At 55.1% G+C, this 25,962-nt stretch carries 26 protein-coding genes; 11 read left to right on the top strand and 15 right to left on the bottom strand.

What is annotated here, in order from left to right; translation table 11 throughout:
• Window positions 1-60 precede the first annotated feature (60 nt).
• The 4 genes from tsaB (at window position 61) to rnd (ending at window position 4,562) form a co-directional block, all read left to right on the top strand.
• Window positions 61-762 carry a tRNA (adenosine(37)-N6)-threonylcarbamoyltransferase complex dimerization subunit type 1 TsaB gene (gene tsaB / locus AC1RKG_RS10770; RefSeq protein WP_041415440.1) on the top strand — a complete coding sequence of 234 codons (702 nt, stop codon included), beginning with the start codon at window positions 61-63 and terminating at the stop codon, window positions 760-762.
• Window positions 763-863: 101 nt separating this feature from the next.
• Complete coding sequence (locus AC1RKG_RS10775) at window positions 864-1,454, top strand: Slp family lipoprotein (protein ID WP_041415437.1); 591 nt, start codon at window positions 864-866, stop codon at window positions 1,452-1,454.
• 208 nt (window positions 1,455-1,662) lie between these two features.
• A complete protein-coding gene (gene fadD, locus AC1RKG_RS10780) occupies window positions 1,663-3,351 on the top strand; it encodes a long-chain-fatty-acid--CoA ligase FadD (protein ID WP_493182979.1) in 1,689 nt (562 codons plus the stop codon).
• Window positions 3,352-3,440: 89 nt separating this feature from the next.
• Window positions 3,441-4,562 carry a ribonuclease D gene (gene rnd, locus AC1RKG_RS10785; protein WP_041415435.1) on the top strand — a complete coding sequence of 374 codons (1,122 nt, stop codon included), beginning with the start codon at window positions 3,441-3,443 and terminating at the stop codon, window positions 4,560-4,562.
• 233 nt (window positions 4,563-4,795) lie between these two features.
• On the opposite strand, the gene minE is transcribed toward rnd, so the two are convergent.
• Genes minE through minC form a run of 3 tightly spaced genes read right to left on the bottom strand, consistent with a single transcriptional unit; the run spans window position 4,796 to window position 6,608 of the window.
• Window positions 4,796-5,065 (bottom strand): cell division topological specificity factor MinE, encoded by a 270-nt coding sequence (gene minE, locus AC1RKG_RS10790; RefSeq protein WP_012145482.1) that lies wholly within the window; start codon window positions 5,063-5,065, stop codon window positions 4,796-4,798.
• A gap of 3 nt (window positions 5,066-5,068) precedes the next feature.
• Complete coding sequence (gene minD, locus AC1RKG_RS10795) at window positions 5,069-5,881, bottom strand: septum site-determining protein MinD (protein WP_020827242.1); 813 nt, start codon at window positions 5,879-5,881, stop codon at window positions 5,069-5,071.
• 25 nt (window positions 5,882-5,906) lie between these two features.
• On the bottom strand, window positions 5,907-6,608 hold the full coding sequence (gene minC / locus AC1RKG_RS10800) for a septum site-determining protein MinC (protein WP_020827241.1): 702 nt from the start codon (window positions 6,606-6,608) through the stop codon (window positions 5,907-5,909).
• 136 nt (window positions 6,609-6,744) lie between these two features.
• On the opposite strand from minC, the gene AC1RKG_RS10805 reads away from it, so the two are divergent.
• The 3 genes from AC1RKG_RS10805 (at window position 6,745) to AC1RKG_RS10815 (ending at window position 8,878) form a co-directional block, all read left to right on the top strand.
• Window positions 6,745-7,017, top strand: coding sequence for a YcgL domain-containing protein (locus AC1RKG_RS10805; RefSeq protein WP_020827240.1), 273 nt, complete (start codon window positions 6,745-6,747; stop codon window positions 7,015-7,017).
• A gap of 56 nt (window positions 7,018-7,073) precedes the next feature.
• The gene (locus AC1RKG_RS10810) at window positions 7,074-8,138 is read left to right on the top strand and encodes a lytic murein transglycosylase (protein WP_187961470.1); all 1,065 of its coding nucleotides are present in this window, start codon (window positions 7,074-7,076) and stop codon (window positions 8,136-8,138) included.
• Window positions 8,139-8,221: 83 nt separating this feature from the next.
• Window positions 8,222-8,878 carry a fumarylacetoacetate hydrolase family protein gene (locus AC1RKG_RS10815; RefSeq protein ID WP_044551811.1) on the top strand — a complete coding sequence of 219 codons (657 nt, stop codon included), beginning with the start codon at window positions 8,222-8,224 and terminating at the stop codon, window positions 8,876-8,878.
• A gap of 69 nt (window positions 8,879-8,947) precedes the next feature.
• On the opposite strand, the gene AC1RKG_RS10820 is transcribed toward AC1RKG_RS10815, so the two are convergent.
• On the bottom strand, window positions 8,948-9,196 hold the full coding sequence (locus AC1RKG_RS10820; protein ID WP_012145476.1) for a CsbD family protein: 249 nt from the start codon (window positions 9,194-9,196) through the stop codon (window positions 8,948-8,950).
• Between the two features lie 409 nt (window positions 9,197-9,605).
• Here AC1RKG_RS10820 and ycgN point away from each other — a divergent pair, with 409 nt between their 5' ends.
• Complete coding sequence (gene ycgN, locus AC1RKG_RS10825) at window positions 9,606-10,052, top strand: cysteine cluster protein YcgN (RefSeq protein WP_020827237.1); 447 nt, start codon at window positions 9,606-9,608, stop codon at window positions 10,050-10,052.
• Between the two features lie 508 nt (window positions 10,053-10,560).
• Here the strand turns inward: ycgN and dsbB are convergent.
• Both dsbB and nhaB read right to left on the bottom strand, forming a co-directional pair.
• On the bottom strand, window positions 10,561-11,091 hold the full coding sequence (gene dsbB / locus AC1RKG_RS10830; RefSeq protein WP_020827236.1) for a disulfide bond formation protein DsbB: 531 nt from the start codon (window positions 11,089-11,091) through the stop codon (window positions 10,561-10,563).
• 124 nt (window positions 11,092-11,215) lie between these two features.
• Window positions 11,216-12,787: a sodium/proton antiporter NhaB gene (nhaB, locus tag AC1RKG_RS10835; RefSeq protein WP_020827235.1), complete on the bottom strand. Its 1,572-nt coding sequence runs from the start codon at window positions 12,785-12,787 to the stop codon at window positions 11,216-11,218.
• A 243-nt stretch (window positions 12,788-13,030) separates the two neighbouring features.
• Between nhaB and fadR the strand changes: the two genes are divergently transcribed.
• Entirely contained in the window at window positions 13,031-13,750 is a 720-nt protein-coding gene (gene fadR / locus AC1RKG_RS10840; RefSeq protein WP_020827234.1) for a fatty acid metabolism transcriptional regulator FadR, read from the top strand.
• A gap of 63 nt (window positions 13,751-13,813) precedes the next feature.
• Here the strand turns inward: fadR and AC1RKG_RS10845 are convergent, their stop codons facing one another.
• The gene (locus AC1RKG_RS10845; protein WP_020827233.1) at window positions 13,814-15,349 is read right to left on the bottom strand and encodes a SpoVR family protein; all 1,536 of its coding nucleotides are present in this window, start codon (window positions 15,347-15,349) and stop codon (window positions 13,814-13,816) included.
• A 92-nt stretch (window positions 15,350-15,441) separates the two neighbouring features.
• Window positions 15,442-15,699 carry a hypothetical protein gene (locus AC1RKG_RS10850; protein ID WP_493182981.1) on the bottom strand — a complete coding sequence of 86 codons (258 nt, stop codon included), beginning with the start codon at window positions 15,697-15,699 and terminating at the stop codon, window positions 15,442-15,444.
• Window positions 15,700-15,887: 188 nt separating this feature from the next.
• Here AC1RKG_RS10850 and AC1RKG_RS10855 point away from each other — a divergent pair, with 188 nt between their 5' ends.
• Both AC1RKG_RS10855 and dadX read left to right on the top strand, forming a co-directional pair.
• Window positions 15,888-17,192, top strand: a complete 1,305-nt coding sequence (locus tag AC1RKG_RS10855; protein WP_493182983.1) for a D-amino acid dehydrogenase — start codon at window positions 15,888-15,890, stop codon at window positions 17,190-17,192.
• A 73-nt stretch (window positions 17,193-17,265) separates the two neighbouring features.
• Window positions 17,266-18,339 carry a catabolic alanine racemase DadX gene (gene dadX / locus AC1RKG_RS10860; protein WP_258089573.1) on the top strand — a complete coding sequence of 358 codons (1,074 nt, stop codon included), beginning with the start codon at window positions 17,266-17,268 and terminating at the stop codon, window positions 18,337-18,339.
• A gap of 3 nt (window positions 18,340-18,342) precedes the next feature.
• On the opposite strand, the gene AC1RKG_RS10865 is transcribed toward dadX, so the two are convergent.
• From AC1RKG_RS10865 to AC1RKG_RS10895, 7 genes are all read right to left on the bottom strand, one after another.
• Complete coding sequence (locus AC1RKG_RS10865) at window positions 18,343-19,536, bottom strand: multidrug effflux MFS transporter (RefSeq protein ID WP_020827230.1); 1,194 nt, start codon at window positions 19,534-19,536, stop codon at window positions 18,343-18,345.
• A 109-nt stretch (window positions 19,537-19,645) separates the two neighbouring features.
• Window positions 19,646-20,206 (bottom strand): 3'-5' exonuclease, encoded by a 561-nt coding sequence (locus tag AC1RKG_RS10870; protein WP_115058663.1) that lies wholly within the window; start codon window positions 20,204-20,206, stop codon window positions 19,646-19,648.
• 62 nt (window positions 20,207-20,268) lie between these two features.
• Window positions 20,269-21,987 carry an ABC transporter permease subunit gene (locus AC1RKG_RS10875; RefSeq protein WP_493182986.1) on the bottom strand — a complete coding sequence of 573 codons (1,719 nt, stop codon included), beginning with the start codon at window positions 21,985-21,987 and terminating at the stop codon, window positions 20,269-20,271.
• Window positions 21,987-23,495, bottom strand: a complete 1,509-nt coding sequence (locus tag AC1RKG_RS10880; protein ID WP_493182988.1) for an ABC transporter substrate-binding protein — start codon at window positions 23,493-23,495, stop codon at window positions 21,987-21,989. The genes AC1RKG_RS10875 and AC1RKG_RS10880 overlap by 1 nt, the downstream gene beginning before the upstream one ends.
• Window positions 23,496-23,512: 17 nt before the next feature.
• Window positions 23,513-24,304 carry an ABC transporter ATP-binding protein gene (locus AC1RKG_RS10885; RefSeq protein ID WP_122079537.1) on the bottom strand — a complete coding sequence of 264 codons (792 nt, stop codon included), beginning with the start codon at window positions 24,302-24,304 and terminating at the stop codon, window positions 23,513-23,515.
• 4 nt (window positions 24,305-24,308) lie between these two features.
• The gene (locus tag AC1RKG_RS10890) at window positions 24,309-25,118 is read right to left on the bottom strand and encodes an ATP-binding cassette domain-containing protein (protein WP_493182990.1); all 810 of its coding nucleotides are present in this window, start codon (window positions 25,116-25,118) and stop codon (window positions 24,309-24,311) included.
• Between the two features lie 318 nt (window positions 25,119-25,436).
• Window positions 25,437-25,919 carry a hypothetical protein gene (locus AC1RKG_RS10895; protein WP_122079535.1) on the bottom strand — a complete coding sequence of 161 codons (483 nt, stop codon included), beginning with the start codon at window positions 25,917-25,919 and terminating at the stop codon, window positions 25,437-25,439.
• Window positions 25,920-25,962: the final 43 nt, after the last annotated feature.

Consider the following 25,962-nt stretch of genomic DNA (forward strand, 5'->3'; position numbering starts at 1 on the left):
GCTGTGCTACAATGCGCGCCCTGTATGAAAAACCCTGTTTTTTTCCCGCCTGAGGTTGGCATGTCCACGCGAATTTTAGCGATCGATACAGCGACGGAAGCCTGTTCCGTTGCTATCTGGAATCAAGGCGAAATCCACGCCCTGTTTGAGCTGTGCCCACGTGAGCATACGCAACGTATTTTACCTATGGTGCAGCAGGTGCTGGCGGAATCCGGGGTCACCCTTGGCCAGCTCGATGCGCTGGCTTTTGGCCGCGGGCCGGGCAGCTTTACCGGCGTGCGTATCGGCATTGGCATTGCTCAGGGCTTGGCGCTGGGCGCCGACTTGCCCTTGCTGGGCGTTTCCACGCTGCAAACCATGGCGCAGGGCGCCTGGCGACTCACCGGGGCTGACCGTGTGCTGTCGGCGATAGATGCGCGTATGGGCGAAGTCTACTGGGGTCAGTTTGAACGTCAGCAGGACGGTAACTGGCTTGAAAGTGAAGGTGAAGCGGTACTTACCCCGGCGCAGGCGCTGGTGCGCGCGCAAGGTCTGCAAGGCCACTGGGCGCATGTCGGCACCGGCTGGCAAACCTATCCGGATTTGGTTGCCGGTTCCACGTTAACCCTGAGCGATGGGCAAATGTTGTTACCGCAGGCGGAAGATATGCTGCCGTTGGCGCTGCATGCCTGGCAACAGGGTTTGGCGGTCGCGGTAGAAAATGCCGAGCCGACCTATTTGCGTAATGAAGTCACCTGGAAAAAATTGCCGGGGCGCGAATAGCCGCAACCTATTGTGCTTTGGCGGCAATAGGGATAGGAATGATCTGCAACTTGCTCCGTGAATTGATGTCAAAGTTACAGCCATTTCAGGAGATTGCGACGATGTTAACCCGCACTGTTTGTAAAAAAATGTCGCTGCTGGCTATTGCCGGCAGCGTGCTGGCGCTGTCAGGTTGCGTAACCGTGCCTGATGCGATTAAAGGCAGCACGGCAACGCCGGTGCAGCAACTGTCTTCGGTACAGAATGCGCCGAACCTGTTTGTCGGCGCTGAAGCTCGCTTTGGCGGTACCGTTGTGAACGTTGCCAATGAGCAGGGGCGCACGTTACTGGAAATTGCGGCCGTGCCGCTCGATTCCGGCGCCCGGCCGATATTGGGTGAGCCGTCACGGGGTCGTCTGATAGCCTCGGTTAATGGCTTCCTGGAACCGGTTGATTTTAAGGGCCAGTTAGTGACGGTAGTTGGGCCAATCACCGGCGTGAAAGACGGCAAGATCGGCATGACACCGTACAAGTTTGTTACCATGAATGCCACTGGCTACAAACGCTGGCATCTGTCTCAGCAGGTGATGATGCCACCGGCGCCGATGGGCCCCTGGGGCTGGCGTAGCGGTACCTGGGGCCCCGGTTGGGGCGTGGGGTATGGCTGGTACAACCCTGGCCCAGTGCAGGTGCAAACCATCGTTACCGAGTAATGCTTGCTTGTTGTTAAATTTTAATAGGGCGGCTCCGGCCGCCTTATTCTTTTGGCGTAGGGAATGACCGCCAATTAGTGACGTACATCGCAACCTGAATATTGTTTAAAACTCAAACTGGTCTGCTGAGTTAAAATATTGTTATGGTTTGGCTGCATATTTGGGGGCTGCGATGATGATAATGAATAATAATTTCAGGAGTAATACCTTGGATAAGGTCTGGTTAAAACGTTACCCGGCGGATGTTCCGGCAGAGATCGACGCCGATCGTTATTCATCTTTGGTCGAAATGTTTGAAAATGCGGTTCAGCGCTACGCAGATCAACCGGCTTTCATTAACATGGGTGAGGTGATGACCTACCGCAAGCTGGAAGAACGTAGTCGGGCTTTCGCGGCTTACCTGCAAAATGAGCTGGGGCTGCAGAAAGGCGACCGCGTTGCTCTGATGATGCCGAACCTGTTGCAGTATCCCATCGCGCTGTTTGGTATCTTACGTGCGGGTATGGTGGTGGTGAACGTTAACCCGCTGTATACGCCACGTGAATTGGAACATCAACTGAATGACAGTGGCGCAAGTGCCATCGTGATCGTCTCCAACTTTGCTCACACGCTGGAAAAAGTGGTGTTCAACACCCAGGTCAAGCATGTGATCCTGACGCGTATGGGCGATCAGCTCTCCGCCGCCAAAGGCACGCTGGTTAACTTCGTCGTCAAATACATCAAGCGGCTGGTGCCGAAATATCATCTACCGGCTGCCGTTTCTTTTCGCAGTGCGCTCCAGCGCGGGCGTCGCCAACAGTATGTTAAACCCGATATTATCAACACCGATCTGGCGTTCCTGCAGTATACCGGTGGGACTACCGGCGTGGCCAAAGGCGCGATGCTGACACACCGTAATATGCAGGCCAACCTGGAGCAGGCCAAAGCTGCCTATTTGCCGCTGTTTCGTGAAGGGCAGGAGTTGGTGGTAACGGCGCTGCCGCTGTATCACATTTTCGCGCTGACGGTGAACTGCCTGCTGTTTATCGATTTGGGTGGGCGCAATTTGCTGATCACCAACCCACGCGACATTCCAGGGCTGGTGAAAGAGCTGGGCAAATATCCGTTCACCGCCATGAGTGGGGTGAACACCCTGTTCAATGCGCTATTGAACAACGAGGACTTCCACAAGCTGGATTTCTCCACCCTGCGTTTTTCCGTCGGCGGCGGCATGTCAGTACAGAAATCGGTGGCGGACAAGTGGGAGAAAACCACCGGTAAGCACTTGCTGGAAGGATACGGCCTGACGGAATGTGCGCCGCTGGTCTCCGGTAACCCTTACGATCTGAAACACTACAGCGGCAGTATCGGTTTGCCTGTACCCTCGACGGATATTCGGCTGGTGGACGATAACGGTCATGACGTGCCGGTTGGTGAGCCGGGTGAACTGTGGGTCAAAGGACCGCAAGTTATGTTAGGCTACTGGCAGCGGCCGGATGCCACCGATGAAGTATTGAAAGATGGCTGGCTCGCGACCGGTGATATCGTTACAGTGGACGATATGGGCTTTGTCCGCGTCGTCGACCGGAAGAAGGACATGATCCTGGTTTCCGGGTTTAACGTATACCCGAACGAGATTGAAGACGTGGTCAGTCAGCATCCGAAAGTATTGGAATGCGCGGCGATTGGCGTGCCGAATGAGGTAACCGGTGAGACGGTTAAAATTTGCGTGGTGAAGAAAGACGCTTCGCTGACCAAAGAAGAACTGTTGACCCATTGTCGTCGGCAGCTTACCGGGTATAAAGTGCCTAAAATTGTTGAGTTCCGTGACGAGTTGCCGAAGTCTAACGTCGGTAAAATTTTGCGGCGAGAACTGCGTGATGAGCAGAAAAAACCTGCAGCGGCCGATGCCGCCTAGGTTATCATCCACGCCTTACAGATCAACAACGCCGGTGAATGCCGGCGTTGTTGTGTTTGAATCATGAAAGCGACCAAGAGAATGACGTTTTGAACTATCAGTTGATCACTACCGATGCCGGATTGCAGCAGGTCTGCGAGCAGGCGAAAAAGCATGCCCAGATAGCGCTGGACACCGAATTTGTCAGAACGCGCACCTATTATCCGCAGTTAGGCCTGATTCAGTTATACGACGGTGAACAACTCTCCCTGATTGACCCCCTGCCAATCAAGCAATGGCAGCCGTTTATCGAGCTGCTGAGTAATACTCAGATTGTGAAGTTCCTGCACGCCGGCAGTGAGGATCTGGAAGTGTTCCTCAACGCGTTCAAAACGCTGCCGACTCCGATGGTGGACACCCAAATTCTGGCGGCCTTCACCGGTCGACCGCTGTCTTGCGGTTTTGCGACCCTGGTGGCGGAGTATATGCAGGTGGAGTTGGATAAAAGCGAAGCCCGCACCGACTGGCTGGCGCGTCCGCTGACGGAAAAACAGTGCGTCTATGCGGCGGCTGACGTGTTCTATCTGCTGCCGATGGCCAAACGGCTGGTTCAGGAGACGGAAGAGGCCGGTTGGACGGCTGCCGCTAACAACGAATGCCTGTTGCTATGCCAACGCCGTAGCGAGACGCTGGCGCCAGAATTGGCCTACCGTGAAATCACCAATGCCTGGCAACTGCGTCCGCGTCAGTTGGGCTGCTTGCAGAAGCTGGCTGAATGGCGCCTGCGTCAGGCGCGTGAGCGCGATCTGGCGGTAAACTTCGTGGTACGTGAGGAAAACCTTTGGCAGGTGGCGCGACATATGCCGACATCGCTGGGGGAATTGGACTCTCTGGGCCTGAGCGGTCCGGAAATTCGTTATCACGGTAAAACGCTGTTGGCGCTGGTGGCAGAGGCTAATGAGCTGGATGAGGCTGCACTGCCAGCACCGCTGTCGAACCTGATCGATCAGCCGGGCTACAAGAAAGTGTTCAAGGATATCAAGGCGGCGATCGTCATTGTCAGTGAGCAAAGCGGGTTGAGCAGTGAATTACTGGCATCGCGCCGACAGATTAACCAACTGCTGAATTGGCATTGGAAATTGAAGGGTGCTGACAGCCTGCCAGAATTAATCAGCGGTTGGCGCGGTGATTTATTGGCGGCGCCACTGCAGGCTATTTTGAAGGATTATTAATCGAGTGGTAAAACTTGGGGCAGGGTAAGGAAACGCTGCTCCGATTATTTATTAGAAATAACCATAACAACACTTACCGACAGCATTTACTTTAAACAACAGTGACGCAAGATTAATTGAGATTAATCCCAAAGGCTAAAAACGATTATTAGGCGTTTTTTATCTCAATAACTGGTTATGCATACAGTTACCCCCTGCAAGAAAATATACAGGGGGTAATTAGTGCGTCACACTCATTTAGTTACTTCTTCCGATTCCGGTAATGTCACGTTGAGTTCGAGTACCGAAATATCATCCCCTTTCTGCTCAAACTGCACGTGCAGCATTTCAGGGTCGATTTGAATATATTTGCAAATTACCGCCAGAATATCGCGTTTCAAATCAGGCAGATACGGGGGCTCACTGTCCCCGCGACGACGCTCTGCGACGATAATCTGCAGCCGTTCCTTGGCTATATTGGCTGTCTGCTTTTTGCGGGACAGAAAGAAGTCTAGTAATGCCATGGTTTATCCCCCAAAAAGGCGTTTCAGGAAACCCTTCTTCTCTTCTTCAATGAAGCGGAAGGGGCGTTCTTCCCCTAACAGGCGGCTAACGGTATCGTCATAGGCTTTGCCGGCATCCGACTCGGCGTCGAGGATCACCGGTTCACCCTGGTTGGATGCACGCAGCACGGATTGGTCTTCCGGGATAACGCCGACCAATGGAATGCGCAGAATTTCGAGCACGTCTTCCATGCTCAGCATGTCGCCACGGCTGACGCGACCTGGGTTGTAGCGGGTCAGCAGCAGGTGTTCCTTGATTGGCGATTCGCCTCTCTCGGCACGGCGAGACTTGGAAGACAAAATGCCCAGAATACGGTCAGAGTCACGTACCGAGGAGACTTCCGGGTTGGTGGTGATGATGGCTTCATCAGCAAAATACAGCGCCATCAGTGCGCCGGTTTCGATGCCCGCCGGAGAGTCACAAACCACAAAATCAAAATCCATTTCGCCCAGGTCGTTGAGGATCTTCTCAACGCCTTCGCGGGTTAACGCGTCTTTGTCACGCGTTTGCGAAGCTGGCAGGATAAACAGATTTTCGGTGCGCTTGTCTTTGATCAACGCCTGATTCAGTGTGGCATCACCCTGAATCACGTTAACGAAATCGTAAACAACCCGGCGTTCGCAGCCCATGATCAGGTCAAGATTACGCAGGCCGATATCGAAATCGATCACTACGGTTTTCTTTCCTTTTTGGGCTAAACCGGTAGCGATGGCCGCGCTTGAAGTGGTCTTGCCAACGCCCCCTTTACCCGATGTAACAACAATAATGCGTGCCATGAAATGGATTCCTTGTCAAAAGGGCTTAATTTAAAGGTTGTATGGTTAAAGCGTTATCCAACAGGCTGAGTCGTACTGCCTGCCCGACATAGTCGGACGGGATTTGGTCGCTCAACCAGTACTGCCCTGCGATAGAGACTAGCTCAGCACCCAGGTGCGTGCAAAAAATCTGGCACTGTGTATCACCTGATGCGCCGGCCAGCGCACGACCGCGCATCATGCCGTAGACGTGAATGTTGCCATCGGCAATTAATTCAGCGCCGGCGCTAACGCTGCTGGTCACTATCAGATCGCTGTTGCGGGCATAAATTTGTTGGCCGGAACGGACAGGGGTACTGATGATGCGCGTCTTGGCGGGGGCGTTGGGATCCACCACCGGGGCTGGCGCAGGCGCCGGTTCCGGTGTGGCCATCTTTTGGCCTTTGCCTTCGTTCAGCAACGGCAGCCCGGCACGGGTTATTGCGCGTTTCTGCCGCTCATCTCTGCAACCGCTGATACCCACAACGCGCAGACCTGCTGCCGTGACAGCCTGTTGAAGTTCTTTCCAGTTTGCGTCGCCGTTCAGCGTTGCAACGTTGATAACAACAGGGGCGTTTTTCAAAAAAGCGGGCGCTTGCTCTACTTTTTCCAGTAACGCCTGACGTATTACCTCGGGTTCCGAATTATGCAAATGAACAACCGATAGGGTAAAACTGCTGCCTTTTAGCTCAATTGGCGATTGTGACATCTATCCTGACTCAGTCTCAGCAACTTTAAATCCCCGGAATACCAATCGGGGTGCGATATTCCGAAGTACTATAAGCATGTTATAGTCAGAGTTATATCCAGGCAAGACGCTGCCCCAATTAAATAGAGTTAAAAACATGCTTTGTGTGATCTATAGAAGTTCTAAACGCGATCAAACTTATCTTTATGTCGAAAAAAAAGACGATTTCTCCCGTGTGCCGGAAGATCTGATGAAAAGTTTCGGTACGCCGCAATTGGCAATGGTGCTTTCCCTTGAAGGGCGGGAAAAGTTAGCCTCGGCGGATATTGAGAAAGTGAAAGAAGCCCTGAAAGAAGAAGGGTTTTATCTTCAGGTCCCCCCGCCGTTGGAAAATTTATTAAACCAGCATTTGTCTGGCGACAAAAAATAACCTGCGAAGATGTAGGAGAGGCTGGAAGCGCTCAAAACTGATAAAGGAGCCGCGTGATGAGATTGTCGGCAATAACCCTGCTATCGACGCTGTTGACGTTAGGATGCACAGTCGGCCAACAGGCGATGGCGCAAGGGGCCACATCGGTGTCGGAAGCTTCGTCGGGCACAGCTACTCCTGCGGCTCAGAGCCGACTCTCTGAAACGGGTCGCGATCCTGCGCAGTTCCCGGCCTACGTTGAACAGTTAAAGCGCCAGGCGCTGGCGCAAGGCATCAGCCCGGCGATTGTCGACAGTGCTTTCACCGACGTGCATTTTGTCGATCGGGTGATCAAGGCTGACCGTAATCAGCCGGAAAAGAAAATCACGCTGGACGACTACCTCAAACGCGTATTGCCACCCGCCAAGATCGCACAAGGCCGTGCGCTATATCAGCAGTATCATCCTAAGCTTTCGCGGCTCACCGCGCACTACGGCGTGCCGGGACGTTATGTTGTGGCACTGTGGGGCATGGAAAGCGCCTTCGGCAAAATCCAGGGGCGTGAAGATGTGATATCTGCGCTCGCCACCTTGGCTTTTGAAGGGCGACGCGAGGCGTTTTTCAGTCAACAGCTGATGGCGGCGCTGCAAATCCTCGAGCAGGGTCATGTCAGCCGCGAGCAGTTGAAAGGCTCCTGGGCCGGTGCCATGGGGCAATGCCAATTTATGCCGACGTCGTTCCTTAACTATGCTGCGGACGGCGACGGTGACGGCCGCATTGATATCTGGAACAACGTTGACGATGTCTTTGCCTCCACGGCCCGCTATCTGTCGAGCGAAGGCTGGCAGCGTGGTGTGGGTTGGGGCAGGGAGGTCAGGTTGCCTGCCGGCTTCAGCACCGAGGCTGTGGGGCTAAAGGATAGCCAGGCGCACAGCGTCAATGAATGGCAAAAACGTGGGGTGCGGCGTCCGGATGGTTCAGCGCTGCCGCATTCCAGCCTGCGCAGTTGGCTGATCACACCGGATGACATGCAGGGCCGTGCATTCCTGGTTTATGATAATTTCCGCACGATTATGCACTGGAATCGCTCTTACTATTTTGCGATCGGTGTGGGTATGATGGCTGACGGTATCGGGCAATAGAAAAAGGCTGCGGTGCCTCCACCAGCGCGTGGAATAACGGGCTTAGCATGCTAAGCCCCTACATGATTGTAGGGAGAGGCGGTATGTATCAACATAGAGACTGGCAGGGTTCATTACTTGATTTTCCGGTAAATAAAGTGGTTTGCGTCGGCAGTAATTACGCCGATCACATCAAGGAAATGGGCAGTGCAACCTCGGCAGAGCCGGTAGTGTTTATCAAGCCTGAAACGGCGCTGTGCGATATTCGCCAGCCGGTGGCGATCCCCAAAGAGTTTGGTTCGGTACATCATGAAGTGGAGCTGGCTGTGCTGATCGGTACGCCGCTAAAGCAGGCTAATGAAGATCGCGTGGCGCGTGCCATCGCCGGATACGGTGTTGCGCTTGATCTGACGCTGCGGGAACTGCAGGCGGGCTTCAAGAAGGCGGGGCAGCCTTGGGAAAAAGCCAAGGGTTTCGACGGTTCTTGCCCGATATCCGGGTTTATACCGGTAGCGGAGTTTGGCGATCCGCAAAATGCGGAGCTGTCCCTGACGGTCAATGACCAGGTGCGCCAACAAGGCAATACTCGTGACATGATCACGCCGATCCTGCCGCTGATCAGCTATATGAGCCGCTTTTTCACGTTGCGCGCAGGCGACATTATCCTTACCGGCACGCCGCAAGGCGTCGGCCCGATGAGCTCTGGCGACATGCTGAAAGTCACCCTCAACGGTAAATCACTGACCACACGCGTGATTTGAAACCTGGATAAAGCGCAATAAAAAAGGCCCCGCAGGGCCTTTTTTTTCGGTGACGATAGGTCAAAACGCTTATTTACGGCCCAGCAAGAAACCGAAAACAATCCCGACGGCGGCGGCGATGGCTACGCCAGCCAGTGGGTTAGATTCAACCTGAGTCCGCACCGTATCGGCAGCATCTCGAGCCGCGTAACTGGCCTGAGAGGCATATTTGCGGGCTGCGCCTTTGACTTGATGATCCGGTGAGTCCGTTGCTTTACCAAAAGCTTCTTCAACGGCGCCGGCAGCTTCATTTACTTTGTCTTCTGCTTTCCCAAACATACTTGGTTCCTTATCTTCATTCAAAAGGCGAACATTAAACATAGCAGGGATATGCGCTTCTTGGCGGCAAAATGTGCTTTATGAGATGAATCTTATCCGTGAATAATGATGAACAGGGATATGGATGAGGGGGAAACGAAAGGATGATAGACCTGAGTTTTGTACGTATAATTAGACGATATGCCTGGTGTGTTTTATCCCTTTAAGCATCAAGGGTAACGGCCTGATAATACTGGCCGAAAATGTTGAATATCGTTGTTTTAAATAGCGTTTTTTTTAAGCGAACATATTGTTATCGCTATGATTATATTGTGTTTTCAGCCTTTCCATTTGGCTGGGATATCTATATAGTGCACCCTCAAAACCTGCTTGCAGGTTATCTATTCATTTACCTATACCGGACGCGAACATGTCACAAACCCCTTTTTGGCAACAAAAAACGCTGGCGGAAATGTCAGAACAAGAGTGGGAATCGCTGTGCGACGGTTGTGGGCAATGCTGTCTGAATAAGCTGATCGACGAAGATACCGACGAGATTTATTTCACCAACGTAGCCTGTAACCAGCTGAATATTAAGTCGTGCCAGTGCCGCAACTATGAGCGCCGCTTTGAGCTGGAAGAGGACTGCATCAAACTGACGCGTGAAAACCTTACCACCTTCGATTGGCTGCCGCCGACCTGCGCATACCGTTTGATTGGTGAAGGCAAGCCGCTGTTTGCGTGGCACCCGCTGGTCAGCGGTTCTAAAGCTGCGATGCACGGTGAGCGTATTACGGTACGGCATATTGCGGTGCGGGAAAGTGAAGTGGTGGACTGGCAGGATCACATCTTGAACAAACCGAGCTGGGCGAGATAAGGAAAAAAGCCCCTGCAAAGATGAGGGGCAAGACACACAACAACACCAGGGAAATCGTTAAATATTAACTTGCGGATATTATAGGGATTCTCTGATAAAACTTCATCAAAATATCGATGCAATAATGCATCGCTATGATGAATTTTTTTGTATGAAGTGAGTGGCGAGGAAAATCGTTGCGCCAGTATTTTTATGAGGTAAGACCGAAAAAGTGAAGCGAGGCTTTCGTAGATAAGACATTTTACTCTTCTAACTTAATGTTATGTAAATTACGCGTCAAATCCTGCCCAGATGCTTCTTTTTAAACCTGATGTTAGGTAGTTTGAGCGCTCTCACGCTAAGTTTCGAGAGTAAAATAATGAAAATGATACGCCTGTTTGCCATAGCTGGAGCACTAATAGTGCTCGTTTATTACCTTACACATACCTAATCTCGCATTACCTCTGAAGATCATCAGTCACTCGATGAAAAACGGCGCCCTGAGGCGCCGTTTTTCATGCTGTCATGCTCAGCGGCCAAACAGATCGCGGCGGCGTGGGCGGACAAATTGTGCCAGCAGCACAACGATAGCAATCAACAAATAAGCTGCAAAGATGCCGACCAGCCACTGCGGCATTTCCAGCGTCAAAAATTCCCATTGGCGTACCGAACAGTCGCCTGATGCGTGGAACACCGCAGGCAGCCATTTGTCCAGCGGCAGCCAGGACGGGAAGCTGACGAAGAAATCGCAGGTATTAAACGGCGAAGGGTGTAGTTGGATCATGGTGTGTTTCCATGCCAGCTGCAGGCCTTCCCAGGCACTGTAAATCCACAGCAGAATAGCGGCATAACGCAGCGGCGTTTTCGGCGCGATGGCACCCAGCAGCGAGGCGCCGAGAATACCAAACAGCGCGCAACGTTCGTAAATGCACATGACACAGGGTTGCAGCAGCATTACGTGCTGAAAGTAGAGTGCGACTAATTCCAGCGCCAGCGCAGTCAGGGCCATCAACAGCCAAGCACCGCGCCCCTGTGAGCAGCGGTTAAAGAATTGCAACATATATTTATTCTTCCATGCAGTAAGCAATTGAACTGGCAGTGTAAACCAATTCAACCCCGCTGCCAGCCACCTGAGCCGGATTCAGCACAAAAATAGTCGCTGACAGCGGAGCGGGTTTACAGGGTTAGTGTGCAGCGGCTTCGAGCGACGGCAGCGTCAGCCAATGCCACTGGGTCAGCAGGTCGGTCACGGGCGCCAGGGTGAACTGTACGCACAACAGACCAACCAGGGTTAATACCACAGTATAAGGCAATGCCATCCATACCATTCGCCCATAGGATAAACGTACCAGGGGGGCCAGTGCGGAGGTCAGCAAGAACAGGAAGGCGGCCTGGCCATTCGGCGTGGCGACCGACGGCAAATTGGTCCCGGTATTAATGGCGACCGCTAACATTTCAAACTGCTTCAGGGAAATGGCGCCATTTTCAAATGCGGCGCGCGCTTCATTAATGTAAACCGTACCGACGAACACATTGTCGGATACTGAAGACAGCAAGCCATTGAACAGATAAAACAGCGAAAGTTGGGAAGAGGGTTCCGCCTGCAAAACGAATTGAATCACCGGGGTAAACAGGTGTTGCTCAATGATCACTGCCACCACGGTGAAAAATACCGTCAGCAGGGCGGTGAAGGGCAAGGCCTCCTGGAAGGCTTTGCCGATGGCGTGCTCATCGGTTACGCCACACAGGGAAGTGGCGAGGATAATCACCGACAGGCCAATCAGGCCAACCTCTGCCAGATGGAAGGCCAGGGCGACAATCAGCCAAACGCCGATAAGTGCCTGAACCACTAATTTGACCTGCTCTTGCTTACTGCGCCCGGCAGTCGCCTGGCGGTCAAACTCTGTCAGCACTTCGCGCACGCGCTCCGGGAGTTTTGCTCCGTAGCCGAAGACGCCGAAGCGCTCAAGCAGCAGGCAGACCAGCAGACCACAGATCAATACCGGTAAAGTGACGGGCGCCATGCGCAGGAAGAAGTCGACAAAGCCCCAGTCGGCGCTTTTGGCGATAATCAGGTTCTGCGGTTCGCCCACCATGGTCATCACACCGCCCAGCGCGGTACCGACACCAGCATGCATCAGCAGACTGCGCAAAAAGGCGCGGAACTGCTCCAGCGTCTGTTTGTTATCGTCGCTTACCAGGTTGCTGTCGTCGTTGACGTCGGCAGCGCCGCCGGATGGGTTCGACACCACGTTGTGGTAAATCGAATAAAAACCGGTTGCGACACTGATGACTACCGCAACCACCGTCAGCGCATCGAGGAAGGCGGACAAAAATGCCGCCGCAAAACAGAAGGCTAAAGACAGCAGTATTTTAGAGCGAATATTGAGCAGTAGCTTGGTGAAGACGAACAGCAGTAGCTGCTTCATAAAGTAGATGCCGGCCACCATAAAGATCAGCAACAGCAGGACTTCCAGATTATGGGCAATTTCTTCGCCCACCCGATCGGGGCTGGTCATGCCGATCAATACCGCCTCTATGGCCAGCAGGCCGCCCGGCAGCAGGGGATAGCACTTCAGCGCCATCGCCAGCGTGAAGATAAATTCGATGACCAGTAGCCAACCCGCGATGAAGGGATCGACCAGGAAGAAAACCAGCGGATTGACCAACAAGAAGATGAGGATGGCCAGTTTGTACCAGTCAGGTGATTGCCCGAGGAAGTTTTTCACCAGGGCACTGCGTAAAGTCGTTTCCATTATGCGTTACACGTCCTGAAAATAAGTTGTCACATATTACCCTAACAATGCCGCAGGGGCAGAAGCAATACGGGCTTGCTTTACGACGTGAAATTTCTCTGACGCGGTGTTTTTGCACGTTTTTTGCCACTTTATGCACACTTTCGTTTAATGTTTTTCGCTCACGCTATGTCATGCCAAGGCGATCTGGTATGATCAGCCGACTACTATTACAGATTATCGTCGCTACGGAACGTCAAACACATGGTCATAAAGGCGCAGAGTCCTGCCGGTTTCGCGGAAGAATACATTATCGAGAGTATCTGGAATAATCGCTTCCCTCCTGGCTCTATTTTGCCCGCGGAGCGTGAGCTTTCAGAATTGATTGGTGTTACGCGCACCACGTTACGCGAAGTTTTACAACGCCTGGCCCGTGATGGCTGGCTGACCATTCAGCATGGCAAACCGACCAAAGTAAATAATTTCTGGGAAACATCCGGCCTCAATATTCTTGAGACGGTGGCACGCCTCGATCACAAAAGTGTTCCACAGTTGATCGACAACTTGCTGTCGGTTCGTACCAATATTGCCGCAATCTTTATTCGCGCAGCGGTGCGTAATCATCCTGAGGCTGCTCAGGAAGTCTTGGCGAAAGCGACTCAGGTGGAAGATCAGGCGGACGCTTTCAACCTGTTGGACTACGAAATTTTCCGCGGTCTCGCATTCGCTTCCGGCAACCCGATTTACGGTCTGATCTTCAACGGCCTCAAAGGCCTGTACACCCGTGTCGGTCGTTACTACTTCTCAAATCCGGAGTCCCGCAAGCTGGCGCTGACTTTCTACAGCAAGCTGTCGACGCTGTGCCATGAAAAGTCGTACGATCAGGTGATGGATTGCGTGCGTAACTACGGTAAAGACAGCGGGGCCATCTGGCAGAGCATGCAAGGCACCATGCCGAGCGATCTGACCGAAGCCCGCCGTTAGTTTCACCTCTCGCATTACGCAAAAGGGGCGCCAGTGGCGCCCCTTTGTCATGGTCACTAAATCCTACAGCGGAGTCGGCCGCGGCGGACAACGTTCCAGCAGCTCGACGCTGCCATCCTCGTTGAGCTGTTCCAGAATAATGTCGAAGCCCCACAGGCGATGCAGGTGTTTCATCACCTCACGCCGGCTTTTGTCCAGCGGCGCCCGGTCTTGTGGAATATAACGCAACGTCAATGAGCGATCGCCGCGCAAATCCACATTCCAGATCTGAATGTTCGGCTCGTGGTCGCTCAGGTTATATTGCGCCGACAGCTCCTGACGGATCGCCCGATAGCCCGCCTCATTATGGATCGCCGCAATCTCCAGGTAGTTATTGCGGTCGTCATCGAGCACGGTGAACAGCCGGAAGTCACGCATGATTTTCGGGGACAGGAACTGGCTGATAAAACTTTCGTCCTTAAAATCACGCATGGCGAAGTGCAGCGTTTCCAGCCAGTCTTTACCGGCAATGTCCGGGAACCAGTAGCGATCTTCTTCGGTCGGCGACTGACAGATGCGCTTGATGTCCTGGAACATGGCAAAGCCCAACGCGTAAGGGTTAATCCCGTTGTAATAAGGACTATTGTAAGGCGGCTGGTACACCACGTTGGTGTGGCTGTGCAAAAACTCCAGCATAAAGCGTTCGGTCACCCGGCCTTCATCGTAAAGATGGTTGAGGATGGTGTAGTGCCAGAATGTCGCCCAGCCTTCGTTCATCACCTGCGTTTGTTTTTGCGGATAAAAATACTGGCTCACTTTGCGCACGATGCGCAGCACCTCACGCTGCCAGGGTTCCAGTAGCGGCGCATTTTTCTCCATAAAGTAGAGGATGTTCTCCTGCGGCTCGCTTGGATAGCGACGCGCTTGTTCAGGCGCCTCTTCGCGTTCTACCCGCGGCAGGGTCTTCCACAGCGTATTGACCTGACTTTGCAGGTACTCTTCGCGGCTCTTCTGGCGGGCTTTTTCTTCGACCAGGGAAATCTTCTGCGGGCGTTTATAGCGGTCCACGCCGTAGTTCATCAGCGCGTGGCAGGAATCGAGCAGCTTCTCCACTTCTTCAACGCCGTAGCGTTCTTCGCACTGACTGATGTAGTGGCGGGCGAACAACAGATAATCGACGATCGAACTGGCGTCGGTCCAACTGCGGAACAGGTAATTATTTTTGAAAAACGAGTTGTGGCCGTAGCAGGCGTGCGCCATGACCAGCGCTTGCATGGTGATGGTATTTTCTTCCATCAGGTAGGCGATGCAAGGGTTGGAGTTGATGACGATTTCATAGGCCAGCCCCTGCTGCCCATGTTTGTAGCGCTGCTCGGTCTCAATGAATTTTTTACCGAATGACCAATGGGTATAGTTAATCGGCATGCCGACGCTCGAATAGGCGTCCATCATCTGTTCTGAGGTAATCACCTCGATCTGATGCGGGTAGGTATCGAGCTTGTAATGTTTGGCTACGCGATCGATGTGCTCCAGATACACCTGCAGCAGCTCGAACGTCCAGTCCGGTCCATCGCTCAGACGTTTATCTTCCTTGACCTTTTCATGTGTTGAAGTAGTCATCAGCGCACCCTCGTTATTACGGACCTTGCTCGAACGGCAGACCCTAGATCAATCGTAGCTCAATCTGGGCAGAGGTAATAATGATATAAAGCTTAAAAATTCAACGATCTGACATCGCCTTCCCGCTTCAGGAGACGACAGGGGCATTTTACGGCGAGTTTTTTCTGCTGAAGCGGCTGCGGATATGTATGAAATGTTATCTCGATGAAATGGCTTTTTAGTGGTTTTTTATTCTGTTTCTGTGGGCCTGTTTCATTTTTATGTTCTGTTAAAACCTTGTTGCGCGTCGTAGCTTTTCTTAGTGCTCTCAATGCTGTCAATGACAGCATAATAGGGGCCGTTTCGCTCATTAATCTGCCTTTGACAACATCTTATCGCTATTTATAGGTAGCTATTGCAAAAGAACCGGCCATGAACGATAAATTAATTGTGAATGTTGTCACGTTTGATGATGAAGATGTTGGACGGATTTTTCCACTGAGTTAATTTCCTGTGAGCAGAAGATTATGCTTTGTGAAGCCTTGAGCTGGAGTCAGCGATGCGAGTGGTAATTTTAGGTAGTGGGGTGGTGGGCGTTGCCAGTGCCTGGTATTTGGCGAAGGCGGGGCATGAGGTGACGGTAATCGACCGTCAGCCTGGTCCGGCCATGGAAACCAGCGCGGCAAACGCCGGGCAAATCTCACCGGGCTATGCGGCGCCGTGGGCTGCGCCTGGCGTACCGTTGAAGGCGATCAAATGGATGTTCCAGCGCCATGCGCCGCTGGCGGTTCGTTTGGACGGCAGCCGTTTCCAACTGAGCTGGATGTGGCAGATGCTGAAAAACTGTAACACCGAACACTACATGACCAACAAAGGTCGCATGGTGCGGTTGGCGGAATACAGCCGCGATTGCATCAAAGCGTTGCGCCAGGAAACCGGTATTCAGTACGAAGGCCGTCAGGGCGGTACGCTGCAGCTGTTTCGCACTCAGCAACAGTTTGAAAGCGCCTCCAAGGACATCGCGGTGCTGGAAGACGCCGGCGTGCCTTACAAACTGTTGGAAGCCAGTCAACTGGCCACCGTCGAACCTGCGCTGGTGCAGGTGGCGCATAAGCTGACCGGCGGTCTGCAGCTGCCAAATGATGAAACCGGCGATTGCCAACTCTTCACCCAGCAGTTGGCCAAACTGGCCCAGCAAGCGGGCGTGACTTTCCTGTATAACCGCAGCGTCGATCGCCTGCTGGTGGAAGGGGATAAAATCAGCGGCGTGCAATGTGGCGGGGAGATCTTCAAGGCCGACAGCTACGTGGTGGCCTTTGGTTCGTATTCCACCGCGCTGCTGCGCGATCTGGTCTCGATCCCTGTGTATCCGTTGAAAGGCTACTCACTGACCATTCCCATTACGGATGAGGCCGCGGCACCATTCTCGACCGTTTTGGATGAAACTTACAAAATCGCCATCACCCGTTTCGACCAGCGTATTCGCGTCGGTGGCATGGCGGAAATTGTCGGTTTTAATACCCAGCTCGAACAAAAACGCCGCGAGACGCTAGAGATGGTGGTACGCGATCTTTACCCTAACGGTGGGCGGGTAGAGGAAGCTACTTTCTGGACCGGTTTGCGTCCGATGACGCCGGACGGTACGCCGATTGTCGGCAAGACTTCGCTGAAAAACCTGTTCCTGAATACCGGGCATGGCACGCTGGGGTGGACAATGGCCTGTGGTTCTGGCCAGCTGCTTTCCGATCTGATTTCCGGCATCACGCCGGCTATTCCGTCAGATGACCTGGCGGTAGCGCGCTACAGCGCCGGATTTCGCAGCGCTTACACTGCGCCCTTGAATGATGTGCATCACGCGCGTTAAAAACCTTAATTAGACAATGTTGCGGTCGCGGACGTAGGTCCGTGACCGCATTCGCAGGCCCGTAGGAGTTCCCATGCCTCGCCCGATTACCGCCACGCTGCACCTTGGCGCCTTTGAAAATAACCTGCAAGTGGTCCGTCGTTGTGCTCCAAGTGCCAAAGTCTGGTCAGTGGTCAAGGCCAATGCTTATGGTCATGGCATTAAACATGTTTGGCGTAGCATGGCGCAAACGGATGGTTTTGCCCTGTTGGATCTCGCCGAAGCGATTATGCTGCGCGAGTCAGGTTGGCAAGGACCGATCTTGCTGTTGGAAGGTTTTTTCAAAGCGCAGGATTTAGCCCTGCTGGATCGCTACCGTTTAACGACCTCGGTGCACAGCGATTGGCAACTGGCGGCGATAGCCGAAGCCAAACTATCGGCACCGCTGGATGTTTACCTGAAAGTGAACAGCGGCATGAACCGTCTGGGGTTTGCCCCAGAGCGGTTGCACGCCGTTTGGCTGAAAGCTCAGCAGATAAGCAATATTGCCAGCCTGACGCTAATGAGCCATTTCGCCACCGCCGACGGTCCACAGGGCGTCGAAGCGCAGATGGCGACCATTAAGACAGCGGCGGCGGGCATTAATGCGCAGCGCTGTCTGGCCAACTCTGCCGCCACCTTGTGGCATCCGGAAACCCATTGCAGTTGGGTGCGGCCGGGCATAGTTCTCTATGGCGCTTCGCCGAGCGGCCAATCGCAGGATATTGCTGACAGCGGGCTGCAGCCTACGATGACCTTGAGCAGCGAAATTATTGGGATTCAAACGCTAAAACGGAACGATCAGGTTGGCTATGGCTGGCGTTATCGCGCCGAAGGTGCACAACGCATCGGGGTGGTAGCCTGCGGCTATGCAGACGGCTACCCGCGCCATGCGCAAACGGGCACGCCGGTCTGGGTGGATGGCGTGCTGACGCGAACGCTGGGTACGGTGTCGATGGACATGCTGGCGGTCGATCTGACGCCCTGCCCGCACGCCGATATCGGTGCGGAAGTGGAATTGTGGGGGCGGCGCCTGCCGGTTGACGATGTCGCTGCCGCGGCAGGCACGCTGGGCTATGAATTGCTGACGGCGTTGGCCGCCAGAGTGCCTATCGTTACCGAGGCCTGAGCCTCAGGCAATTTTCTTCAGTTGCCCCTTGATTTGCTTGCTGCGCTGCCGTGCGTGCAGCGCCAGCAGGCAACCTACCAGCATCACCAGCGCCAGCGACAGCTTGGGCTGCAACGGCAGCGCCATCGCCAACAGACCCAGGCCTGCGCCGCCGGCCATCTGCACAAAACCTACCAGTGCAGAAGCGACACCGGCCTCGTTGGAGTAGGGCTCGAGCGCATAGCTGGTCGCCGGGCCCATCACGAAGGCTAAGCCCGCGCAGGCGCTGGCGACGGGCAGCATATAGGCCAGCCAGTGAGTTTGCGCCGAGCCTGAAAGCCAGGTAACCCCGAGCAGCAGGCCTACGCATCCGATACCCATCAGAATTCCCCCGGTTGCCAGGCACACCGGGCGTCCCACCTTGTGAATGATGCGGTTGGCGAAGAAACTCACCAGCATGATCCAAAAACCGTTGGCACCAAACACCAGAGAGAATTGCAATGGCGTGAGGCCGGCGGTGCCCATCAGCACGTTGGGTGCCAGCGAGACGTAGGTCAATGCCATACCCATCGCGCCGGAGTTGACCACGGCGAAGGACAGAAAACGGCGATCTTTGAGGATGCGAGCATATTGGCGTACCGGTAAACCTTTAACACGCACCGTGTCTGCCGGGCGGGTTTCCGGCAGGCGCAGAGCGATCAACACCAGCACGGCCAGGGCATAACACACCAGGAACCAGAAAGGTGCGCGCCAGCCAAAGGCTTCCGCCAGTAACCCACCCAGCAGCGGGGCCAGTGCGGGAATAATGTTAAGTGTGCCGTTGAGGAAGCCGAAGGCGCGAGCCGCGTCGTCGCCGTTCATCCGATCGCGCACGCCGCTAAAAGCCACAACGGCGGTACAGCAGACCGCTACGCCCTGCAGCAAACGTGAAGCGACGAACACCGTCGGTGTGGTGGCCAGCGCGGCCATGGCGGCACCAATCATGTAGATGACGATACCGGCCAGCGCTACGGGTTTGCGGCCGTAGTTGTCCACCAGCGGCCCGGCGATAATCTGCCCAAGACCCAGCACCAAAATGAACAGTGAAATGGTGGACTGGATCAGCGCTTCACTGCTGTTAAGGCCAAGAGCGATGGCCGGGATAGTTGGCAGATAAAGATCGATACCCAGCGGGCCGAGCAGCACCAGGCTAAGGAGCAGAAACAGAAATTTTTGCATAACAAAAACAGCACATCCGAGTGACAAAGAGGGCTAGAGTAGAGACTCTGGCGATAAATGGAAAGGGGCAAAACGTCGGCCGACCTTCGGCATGCCTAACTTGCTGGAATCATAGCGACGCGGCTTTGCGATAGTAAAGTGCGGAGATGGTATCCGCCACGTAGCGGGCCTGATGTTTGGCGTCGTCCAGCGCACGATGCGGTGTGCCTTCGAATGCCCGTTCTTTTTTCGGATTAAAGCCCAGCAATTCGGCCAGAGTGATCACCGTACGCACGTCCTGTGTGTCCCAAAACTTCCACGGGCAGGGCATGTCCAGTTGCTGAAAGGCATGCTCGAGGATAGTGCAGTCGAACTCCTTGCCATTGCCCCAGACTTTAACCTGGTCAGTGCTGTTCATATGGATAAAGCGACTCAAATTGGTCAGCGTGCGCTTGAGGCTCTCCGTGCCGCCAAACGCCAGCTTGCGTGCTTCATCCGACTGCTTGGCCCACCAGGCGACGGTATCCAGGTTGATGGTTCTGCCTGGCTGATCTTTTTGGCTGCTGACGGCATTTTCAAATTCGGCACCGAGTTGGCCGGTTTGGGGATCGAAAAACACGGCGGCCACCACCAGGATCACCGCGCTCGGTTTTATGTCCAGCGTTTCTATGTCTAACATCAGATGGTGCATGGGGGACTCCCGGCTGGTAGAGATACAAATAATGTTACTACAAACCGGATCAGGATGCGCCGTCAGCGTCGGCGATTGCCGGCGGTATTTGCCAGCGTGACAGCCAGCACGGCCAACAGCACCAGCGCTACCGCTGGCGCCAAAACGCCCCACGGCGCCCGTTCGATATAGGGCATGCCCTCGGCCAGTACCAGTCCCCATTCCGCACTCGGGGGCTGTGGCCCCAGGCCAAGAAAACCCAGCGCCGCCAGCGCCAGCGCAATACCCGGCAGGCGCAGCATGGCGTGGCGCAGCAGGGGAACCCACAGCGCCGGCAAGAGGTAGTGCGTCAGAGTACGACAGCGGCCGATCCCCAACACTGGCAACATGCGGATATAGGGCTGAGTGCGGGCCTCAGCCAACAGTGAGGCGCAGTGAGCGGACAGCGGCGCCCAACTGACCAGCATTACCGCGCAGGCGGCACCGAAGGGGGAAGGCCCGGTGACAGCGGTGACCAACAGCCCTGCGACTATCGGCGGCGTAGCGTTTGCCAACTCAATAACCCCGCACATCAGGCGAGGCATCAACCCGAACACTATCCCCAGGGACAGCGAGGCGAAGCTGACTGCCAGCGCCAACAGGCTGGTATTCAGTGCCCCGTAGGCGACACGTGCCAGAATGTCCCGGCCGGTGGCGTCTGCGCCAAAGGGCAGATCCAGGCTGGGTGGCTGCAGACGGATATGCAGTGACGAAAAGGGATCGCGGATGATCCCGCTCAGCACTAACAGACACAGCAACAGCGCCGCGACGGCGGCAAAAATATAACTCGCCCGGCTGCTGTGCTGTGGCGGCGTTGAATTGGGTAATGCGGCGGCTATTCGGCCCAGCAACAGGTAATGGACTCCCTGCATCAGGAAACCGGTGCCGAAGGCCAGCAGCAACAGGATCAGGATCCCGCATTGCAAGGCGGGCAGATCCTGAGCGATGGCGGCCCCCAATGTTGCCCGGCCAAGTCCCGGTATGGCGAACACTTTCTCGACGGCGATCGCGCCGCCGGTCAGTCCAATCAGCACTAAACCGATCTGCGGCAGCAGTGCAGGCAGCGTGCGGCGCAGAACTGCCAACAGGCAATGCCGCCGGGCGATGCCGGCAAGGTTCCAGGTCAGCAACCAGCGTTCGGAGAAGGTTGCGGCCAGGCCGTCATTGAGCAACAGCGCCAGCAGGCCGCCGGCCGGTAAGCCCAGGGCCAGTGCCGGCAGAATGGCATGTTGCAGGCTTTGCCAGCCGTAGGGAGGAAACCACTGCAGCCAGACGGCGCCAACGATCAACAGCAGCGCCGCCAGCAAAAATTCGGGCAGTGCAGTCAGGGACACCGCCAACACGCCTGCGGGACGGTAGTTCTCGCCATGCAGGCCGCGCCACAGGGTTGGCAACGCCAGCAGTATCGCCACCACTACTGCGATTGCCAGCGCGTAGCCCATCAGCGTCAGAGAAACCCCTGTGGCCTGCAACATGCCTTCCAGCACCGGGCGACCGGAAATCCACGAGTTGCCGGCATCACCCTGCAGCACGCCGTGAAACCAGCGGCCAAGCAGCAGCAAGGGCCCGTCGTCCAGGCCATATTGCTGACGAATGGCATTCAGGGCTTCCGGGGTAGCCTCTTGTTCACCCGAACGCGCCCGCAGCAAGCTGAGCGCAGGATCGCGCCCGGACAGCCAAGGCATCAGGCCAATCAATACGATCATCCCCAGCAGCGAGAACAGGCGTGAGGCGAGTGGCAATAGTCGTAGTGCTTTTTCCATCAAGGTTGCTCTGGGGCGATGAAGCTGCGAGGCGTCACCAGCAGGCGTTCACGAGGATCGCGCTCTGCGCTCCTCATTACGGCAGCTTCCCCCTGGATCACGCGTTCATGTAGCAAGGGTATCGCTGCATGGGTTGCCAGAATGCGGCTTTCTGCCGCAATGATAGCCTGGCGTCGTTGTGGCCCGGCAGGAATGGCTGCGGCCTGAGTCAATGCTTCGTCCACCTGCGGATCGCACAGTTGAGCAATGTTAAAAGAACCCCGGCAGGCGAAGTCACTGTACATGTAGGCCAGAGGATCGCCAGAGTCCAGCACCGTGGCTCGCGACAAGATAAAGGCGTCGAATTTGCCCGCCAGCGCGTCGGCTTCAATGTGCGCATATTCCCGCACTTCCTGCTTTACCACAAAACCGGCGGCGCTGAGTTGCTGCGCCAGATACACCGCCACTTCGGGTAGCTCGGCGCGATCGCTGAAGGTGGCCAGGGTGATGGTTTTGCCTTCAACCGTGGTTGGCGGCAGAGTTGGTTGCGGCTGGCGCAACGGCGCGGCCCAACGCAGCGCGGGCCCCAGCAGCCCGGAGGCAATATCGGCGCGGCCTTCGTAAACGTTGTCCACCAACGGGCGGCGCTGGATCGCCGCGGCGGCGGCGGCGCGCATGGCCGGATCGCGGAAAGCACCGACCCGGGTGTTCAGATACAGCGTATTGGTGCGCGGTATGGGTACTTCGTGGATCAATTCTGCCGCAATTAACGGTAACTGCGAGACTGGCAGCGCCTCTACCAAATCGGCGCTGCCGGTGCGCAGGGCGGCAGCGCGCGCGGCGCTATCCGGGACAAAGTTGACGTCGATTCCTGGGGCGGCCGCTTTCTCGCCCCAATAGCCGTCGAAGCGGTTTAAACGTGCGCTACTGGTGCCGTTGATCTCTGTTAGCACAAAGGCGCCGGTTCCGGCCTGCAAGGGATTAACCACCCCGTTGGCGCCATAGGCCCGTTCGGCGAGGATCGCCAATTGTGGGCTGGACAACCGCTGCGGGAGGAGCGGATCGGGCACGGCGGTTGTGATCACGACAGCATGATCACCTTCTGGGACGATAGCCAATTCGACGCCGTCAAGAATGCGCGGTTTGGGGGCGGCGTTCATCGCCGCTGAAAGCGAACGCACCACGCTGTCCGGGGTCATCGCGCTACCATCATGGAAATTGACCCCCGATCGTAGTACGAAGCGCCAGCGGTGTTGATCCAGCTGTTGCCATTCGATTGCCAGCGCCGGTTCAGCCTCGCCGTCGGCGTTCAGCACCACCAGCGTTTCGGCGGTGCTCCAGCGCGAAAGTTTAAACGCGTCATCGCTCAACGGGGTGAGCCCAGAGCGTGGGGGCTGAAGCATCGCCAGTCGGATGCGCCGTTCGTCGCCGGTACTTTCTTTGGGGTCAACAGGGTCAAAGCAGCCGACGAGCAGCAAACTGCCGGCGAGCAGGCAGCCGGTTGGGCCAATAAAGCGCGGGTTGAACATGCAAACTCCTCAAAATTTTAGTGCTGGAAAAAGGACGGCAACAGCGGAATGGCGTCGATCAAACGGCGGGTAGCGGAATGCCTCGGGGCGTGAAGCAGTTCATGGGTGGGGCGGTCTTCCACAATGACGCCAGACGCCATCACCAGCGTGCGCTGACATAAGGCGGCAACCAGTGAAATATCGTGGGAAACAAGCAACATGCCCATATTTTGCTGACGGGCAATCTGGTCGAGCAGGGCGATGATCTGCTGACGCAGCGGCAAATCCAGGCCGCTGACCGGTTCATCGGCCAGTAAAAAACGGGGTTTCAGCGCAATAGCACGCGCCAGGGCTACCCGTTGCGCCTGCCCGCCGGAAAGTTGCCCGGCGCGCACATACAGCAGGCTTTCATCCAATTCGACCTGTCGCAAAGCCCGTTCGGCCGCGATACCCCAATCCTGACGTGGACCAAGTTGGCGCAAGGGAGCGGTAATTAGTTCCGCTACCCTGTGGCGAGGGTTCAGCGAAGCATGGGCGTCCTGAGGTACGTACTGCACTAACCGTCGGTACCAGCGCAATCTATGAACCGGGGCAGGGCGAATTTCCTCGCCCTGACACATGATATGACCGGCGTCCGCCGTTTCGAGCGCCAGCAACAGCTTAAGCAGCGTTGATTTCCCGGCCCCGGAGCAGCCCACTAATCCAACGCGTTGTGCAGAGTACAGGTTCAGATCGGTAGGTTGTAGCCCACCGGCTCCCGATGAAAATTGTCGGCAGACCTGCTGCAGGCTGATAAAGGGCATTTCCCCGCTCATGGGCAGATTGTTCATGCCGTTACCCTGCCAGGCTCAGTGATGGGGGCCGGTTAAATGCCGGGCGTTGAGCACTGGCGACCAGCTGTTGGGTGTATGGATGCTGGGGGTGCTGTAACAATCGGCCGAAGGAGCCCTGTTCGGCTATTTCCCCGTTCACCAGCACGATGGCACGTTGACACAGACCGGCGGCAACGGCCAGATCGTGAGTAATAAACAGTAACGCCGGCGCGCTGGGGCGTTCGGTGTAGCTTTTCAGGATATCAATCAGCTGATGCTGGCTGACCATGTCCAGAGCGGTGGTAGGTTCATCTGCGATCAACAGGCTTTTCTCACCGAGTAAGGCCAGTGCTGCACATATTCGCTGACATTGGCCCCCGGACAGTTGATTGGGGTAACGCGTCATAACGTTGTCCGGCGACATTCCCAACGCTGTCAGTAATTCCGCGGCGCAGTGCTGGGCCTGGCATTTCGTCAGGGGATTTTGGCTGCGTAGCGCCAGGCTCAATTGCTGGCCCACGGTGGTCAGGGGATTGAGGCTGGTAAAAGGATCCTGAAAAATGGCTGCCAATTCAGTGTTTTTGCGCCGTTGCAAACGCAGACCATTAACTTCTCGCCCTTGCAGTCGAATCGAACCGCTAACCGTTGCTCCGACCGGCAGCGTGCCCAGAATGGCGGCGGCGGTCAGTGATTTGCCGGAACCCGATGCGCCCAGCAGGCATAAACGTTCACCTGCATGCAAAGTGAAGCTCAGATCGTGGACCTTGACCTCCGCGTTCAGTGAGAGCGTCAGGTGTTCTACGGTAAGTAACGGCGGGGTTTGGCTTTCCATTAATGCATCTGTGCTGGCTTGTCATGGTATGTAATAACATAACATTCTGGCCTCTGAAATGACCAGCGGATTAATGAAATACTTTGAAATAGTCTAAACAGGGATAAGCAAGGTATGATAGTCAGGGTTTTGTTGTCAGGTTGGTCCTATCGGTGAGAACGCTTATTTTCATTTTATGCATGGCCGGTTATTTGCTGGTGCTGAGCTACCTTGGCGTATTTGTCACTGATAAAATATGTGAAAAATCCAATAACTACACCAAGGTCTGCCGTCTGGTTGATATCTCGGAACCCCATATCCCCCGTTAGATGCTGGCCGTCAGCCTAAATAATCGGTGGTAATTAACGGCGTCAGCACCCCCGACAGAACGGCTAACGTAGCCCATTGTCTCCACCCCAGGTTAGCCAGCCAATCTTGGCGCAGCGGCGGTGTCGCGAGCTGGCCGACAGAGACTGTGCCCGCCAGCAGCAGCGTCAGCAGAATGAACACCAGCCCACGGCTCCAGAGAGTAAACTCGATGTGCAGCAGGTTGGCGTAATACAAGCGCATCAGGATATAGTAAGCCAGCATGACCCAAGCGAAATAGGTGCGTTTTTTCAACACGTGGTAAAGCATAAACGCGATGAACAAGCTGTGGCACGCTGAGATCAGTGGCGCTTCAATCGGGTGCCTGACACAGCCGTTATATACTGCCAGATAAATATTAAAGATCAGCAACGCATAAACGGTATATATATACCAGCCAAAGATGATTTTAAGTTTTTTGCGGTTTGGCGGGATAGGGCGATCGTCCGGTATCATTGGAGCCTCCTGAGCTGACTAGCGTTATAACACCAAAAAACTA

It is taken from the genome of Serratia sp. GW822-FHT06D09 (genome assembly GCF_058799515.1).

Coding starts and splice junctions, on each gene's coding strand:
- tsaB (WP_041415440.1), top strand. CDS start 61: ATGTCCACGCGAATTTTAGCGATCGATACAGCGACGGAAGCCTGTTCC.
- AC1RKG_RS10775 (WP_041415437.1), top strand. CDS start 864: ATGTTAACCCGCACTGTTTGTAAAAAAATGTCGCTGCTGGCTATTGCC.
- minE (WP_012145482.1), bottom strand. CDS start 5,065: ATGGCATTACTAGACTTCTTTCTGTCCCGCAAAAAGCAGACAGCCAAT.
- minD (WP_020827242.1), bottom strand. CDS start 5,881: ATGGCACGCATTATTGTTGTTACATCGGGTAAAGGGGGCGTTGGCAAG.
- minC (WP_020827241.1), bottom strand. CDS start 6,608: ATGTCACAATCGCCAATTGAGCTAAAAGGCAGCAGTTTTACCCTATCG.
- AC1RKG_RS10805 (WP_020827240.1), top strand. CDS start 6,745: ATGCTTTGTGTGATCTATAGAAGTTCTAAACGCGATCAAACTTATCTT.
- AC1RKG_RS10810 (WP_187961470.1), top strand. CDS start 7,074: ATGAGATTGTCGGCAATAACCCTGCTATCGACGCTGTTGACGTTAGGA.
- AC1RKG_RS10815 (WP_044551811.1), top strand. CDS start 8,222: ATGTATCAACATAGAGACTGGCAGGGTTCATTACTTGATTTTCCGGTA.
- AC1RKG_RS10820 (WP_012145476.1), bottom strand. CDS start 9,196: ATGTTTGGGAAAGCAGAAGACAAAGTAAATGAAGCTGCCGGCGCCGTT.
- ycgN (WP_020827237.1), top strand. CDS start 9,606: ATGTCACAAACCCCTTTTTGGCAACAAAAAACGCTGGCGGAAATGTCA.
- dsbB (WP_020827236.1), bottom strand. CDS start 11,091: ATGTTGCAATTCTTTAACCGCTGCTCACAGGGGCGCGGTGCTTGGCTG.
- nhaB (WP_020827235.1), bottom strand. CDS start 12,787: ATGGAAACGACTTTACGCAGTGCCCTGGTGAAAAACTTCCTCGGGCAA.
- fadR (WP_020827234.1), top strand. CDS start 13,031: ATGGTCATAAAGGCGCAGAGTCCTGCCGGTTTCGCGGAAGAATACATT.
- AC1RKG_RS10845 (WP_020827233.1), bottom strand. CDS start 15,349: ATGACTACTTCAACACATGAAAAGGTCAAGGAAGATAAACGTCTGAGC.
- AC1RKG_RS10850 (WP_493182981.1), bottom strand. CDS start 15,699: ATGAGCGAAACGGCCCCTATTATGCTGTCATTGACAGCATTGAGAGCA.
- AC1RKG_RS10855 (WP_493182983.1), top strand. CDS start 15,888: ATGCGAGTGGTAATTTTAGGTAGTGGGGTGGTGGGCGTTGCCAGTGCC.
- dadX (WP_258089573.1), top strand. CDS start 17,266: ATGCCTCGCCCGATTACCGCCACGCTGCACCTTGGCGCCTTTGAAAAT.
- AC1RKG_RS10865 (WP_020827230.1), bottom strand. CDS start 19,536: ATGCAAAAATTTCTGTTTCTGCTCCTTAGCCTGGTGCTGCTCGGCCCG.
- AC1RKG_RS10870 (WP_115058663.1), bottom strand. CDS start 20,206: ATGCACCATCTGATGTTAGACATAGAAACGCTGGACATAAAACCGAGC.
- AC1RKG_RS10875 (WP_493182986.1), bottom strand. CDS start 21,987: ATGGAAAAAGCACTACGACTATTGCCACTCGCCTCACGCCTGTTCTCG.
- AC1RKG_RS10880 (WP_493182988.1), bottom strand. CDS start 23,495: ATGTTCAACCCGCGCTTTATTGGCCCAACCGGCTGCCTGCTCGCCGGC.
- AC1RKG_RS10885 (WP_122079537.1), bottom strand. CDS start 24,304: ATGAACAATCTGCCCATGAGCGGGGAAATGCCCTTTATCAGCCTGCAG.
- AC1RKG_RS10890 (WP_493182990.1), bottom strand. CDS start 25,118: ATGGAAAGCCAAACCCCGCCGTTACTTACCGTAGAACACCTGACGCTC.
- AC1RKG_RS10895 (WP_122079535.1), bottom strand. CDS start 25,919: ATGATACCGGACGATCGCCCTATCCCGCCAAACCGCAAAAAACTTAAA.